Consider the following 570-nt stretch of genomic DNA (forward strand, 5'->3'; position numbering starts at 1 on the left):
CTTGATGCTTTATCACTTGCTCTAGGGGGGCGGGGTGATGCTTCGCTTGTGCGTCATGGGGTTGACCGCGGGCAGGTTACAGCTGTTTTTGATGTGTCTGTTTCACATCCTGCACGTCAACTTATTCGTGAGAATGGTCTTGATGATGAGGGTGATATTATTTTACGACGTGTGCAATCAAGTGATGGACGTAGCCGTGTTTTTATCAATGATCAGGTGTCTAGTGTTGCATTGATGCGGAGTGTTGGCCGTTTGTTGGTTGAAATCCACGGACAACATGATGATCGTGCGCTTGTTGATGTTGCTACACATCGCCAATTATTAGATGCCTTTGGTGGTCTTGAAGATGAAGTGGAAAATTTGTGTCAGTGTTATCACACATGGCGTGAATTTGAGGAGCGTTTGCAACGGCAGCGTCTTAAAGTAGAGAGTGCTGTACGGGAGGTTGATTATCTTCGTGCGTGTGTAGAAGAGCTTGAAAAGCTTGATTTTAAAGTTGGTGAAGAGGAAGCTCTTTCTCTTCGTCGTGCTGATATGCTTAAATTAGAAAAAATAGCGACAGATATTAAA

The 570-nt window shown here is 44.2% G+C and carries 1 pseudogene; it reads left to right on the forward strand.

The features are described 5' to 3' along the window. Positions 1–570 (forward strand): annotated as a pseudogene (locus ACFIO3_RS15895) (DNA repair protein RecN); the annotation flags it as partial.

It is taken from the genome of Bartonella sp. AD328YNZD (assembly GCF_042196425.1).